We start from the raw sequence: 2278 nt of genomic DNA, 5'->3' as shown, positions 1-2278 counted from the left end.
CCGTTTCGGCATCGGCAGTGCGCGCGGCACGGCTTAGCACAACGCGGCGCGCGGCAATGGCCTGCTGAAAGTCGTGCGCCGCCAGCCCGATTTGCCGTTCCGGCAACAACAGACCCGCTTCCAGCCGCATCCGGCGGCTTAACCATGGGTCGGGCGCAATTGCCTGCGGCCAGCTTGCTTCGTTCAACCCGCCGAGCAAGACCAGATCGGCCTCAATGGTTCGGGCCTCAAAACCACCCAGAATTGCGATGCCGGGGTGTGTCGGCTCTGCCATGCGTGCGGCACCCGGCGCGATCAACTGCGCAAAGAAATCGGCGTACTGCGCGGGGCTAAAGGTGCCGCCATGCTCGGCCTCGCGCTTGGCCAAGGCGATGCGCCGCACCAGATCGCGCCCGGCCTCTTGCTGCCAAAGCTCGCTGTCTGCGGCTATGCCCGCAGGCCCCGCCGCCAAAGTCTCAGCCCGCGCCAAATGTGTCTCTATGCAGGCCGAAAGTGGCAGTTCTGGCGCATCTTCCACATTCGCGAATGCCGCCGATACCCAGTTTGCCCAACCGCGTCTTTCAGGCTCGGGGCGCGCCTCGGCCCATTCTGCCAGCGCCGCGGCATCGGGAAAGGCCGGGCCGTGGCGGCGCAGATGTAATTCCAGATCGCGGGTAAAGCGCAAATGATCGCCGCGCGCGCCCGCACCCGTCGCGCACAGCGGGTGCTTGAGCAGCACGAACATCGCCTCAAGCGATAGCTTGCGCCCTTGCAGCGCGGCGACATGGCGCAAAAACCGCCCGGGCGGCGACAGCGCCAAGGGCTGCCCCGCGCTATCGTCCACCGTTATCCCCCACCGGTCGAGCGCCGCAGCCACACGCCGTGTCAGCCCGCGATCAGGGCTGACAAGCGCCGCCCGCACCCCGGTTTCGGCGGCCTCGCGCAGCATAAGCGCCAGCGCTGTCGCCTCGCTGCGCGGGTCTGGGGCTTCGATCAGGGTCATATCGGCGGCCGCGTGGCCCAGATCGCGCAGGGTCGCGCCGTCGCGCATCCAGCTATCGGTGACTGGGGCGGGCCGTAGCGCAAGCGACACCAGCGCATTGCGCGCGGGGCAGGGTGGTGTTGCCCCATGCCACGCGGGCAGCGTGAAGGGCGCATCGAGCGCGCGGATCAAGGTGGCAAAGCGATATTGCGGATGATCCTCGGCCGGAACAGAGCCAGAATCGAGACTATTCCAGCCCGATTGCGGCATTTCGAAATCAAATCCGGGTAACACCACGGCACCTAGCGGCAACTGCGCCACCGCGCGCATCAGCATCGAGGTTGCGCCGCGCGACCCGGTCGAACCTGCCACGATCACCGGATTTTCGGGCGGGTTATTGGCCCAGCGCGTCACGGTGGCTTCGACGACGCGGCGCAGCCGCGCCTCTGGGTCGGGCGGGGCATCAGGCTCGAAATAGCGCCCGACGATGCGCAAAAAGGCAAGACTGCGCTGCCAGTGGGCGGCGTGGTCAGCTACGTCGAGCGTTTCCGGCGCCTCGGGGGAAACCCCCTCCATCTGCATTTCGGCCAGAAGATCGGCCAGCGATCCGGCAAGCGAAAACACCCCGGCACCTGCGGCGAAATCGGGTGCGCGTTCGGCCATGCGTGCCACAAGTTGCGCCAGTTCCAGCCTGCGGCGCAGTGGCGGCACGGCTGCGGAAAGCCCCGGAACAGGGTCGTTTCCAAGGTCGGTAATCAGCCGCAGCCGCGGCAGAAAACCCGCGCCCCGCGCGGCGAAGGCCGCGCGGACCTGCCGCAGCATCCGAGCCGAGGGCAGCATGATCTGCGCCGTAGCCATTGCCTCGGGCGGTGCGCCCGCCATCCGCTCGGCCAGACCCGCAACGAGGCTTTGCGCAAAATCGACCCCCGGCGGCAGGCCGAAAAGATGCGCCTCGAGCTTCATGTGGCACCTTGCGCGCGAAGCGTTGCATACTCGCGGCGCAGATCGGCCAAGATCGGCCTCCAGCGCGGCGCGCTGGCGGATAACGTCACGATGCGCGCCTCTCCGTCATAGGCGAAGGCAAGGCGCAGCGCGTCGGCAGGTGCCTCTGGGCCAAGCCTTTCGGGCCATTCGATCAGGCAGATTGCGGTGTCATAGGCATCCGAAAGGCCCAGCTCGTCAGCCTCGGCCACATTACCAAGGCGAAAGAGGTCTGCGTGCCAGATCTCGGTGCCCGCCGCGTCGTAGACCTGCACCAACGTAAAACTTGGCGAAGGCACATCCTCGGGCGGAAGCCCCGCGGTGCGCAGCCGTTCT

2 protein-coding genes are annotated in these 2278 nt (G+C 67.2%); both read right to left on the bottom strand.

The genetic code is table 11. The features are described 5' to 3' along the window. A partial coding sequence (gene addB, locus ABY403_RS15845; protein WP_372841779.1) for a double-strand break repair protein AddB occupies positions 1-1924 on the bottom strand: 1924 nt, incomplete at its 3' end. Beyond that, positions 1921-2278 (bottom strand): tRNA (adenosine(37)-N6)-threonylcarbamoyltransferase complex ATPase subunit type 1 TsaE (locus ABY403_RS15840; protein WP_372841778.1); only part of this gene is annotated, 358 nt, incomplete at its 5' end. The genes addB and ABY403_RS15840, both read right to left, overlap by 4 nt.

The sequence above is a fragment of the Phaeovulum sp. genome, from assembly GCF_041596715.1.
Lineage (GTDB): Bacteria > Pseudomonadota > Alphaproteobacteria > Rhodobacterales > Rhodobacteraceae > UBA6213.
Note: the sequence above shows the minus strand (reverse complement) of the source record. Positions and strands in the feature narration are given on the sequence as shown.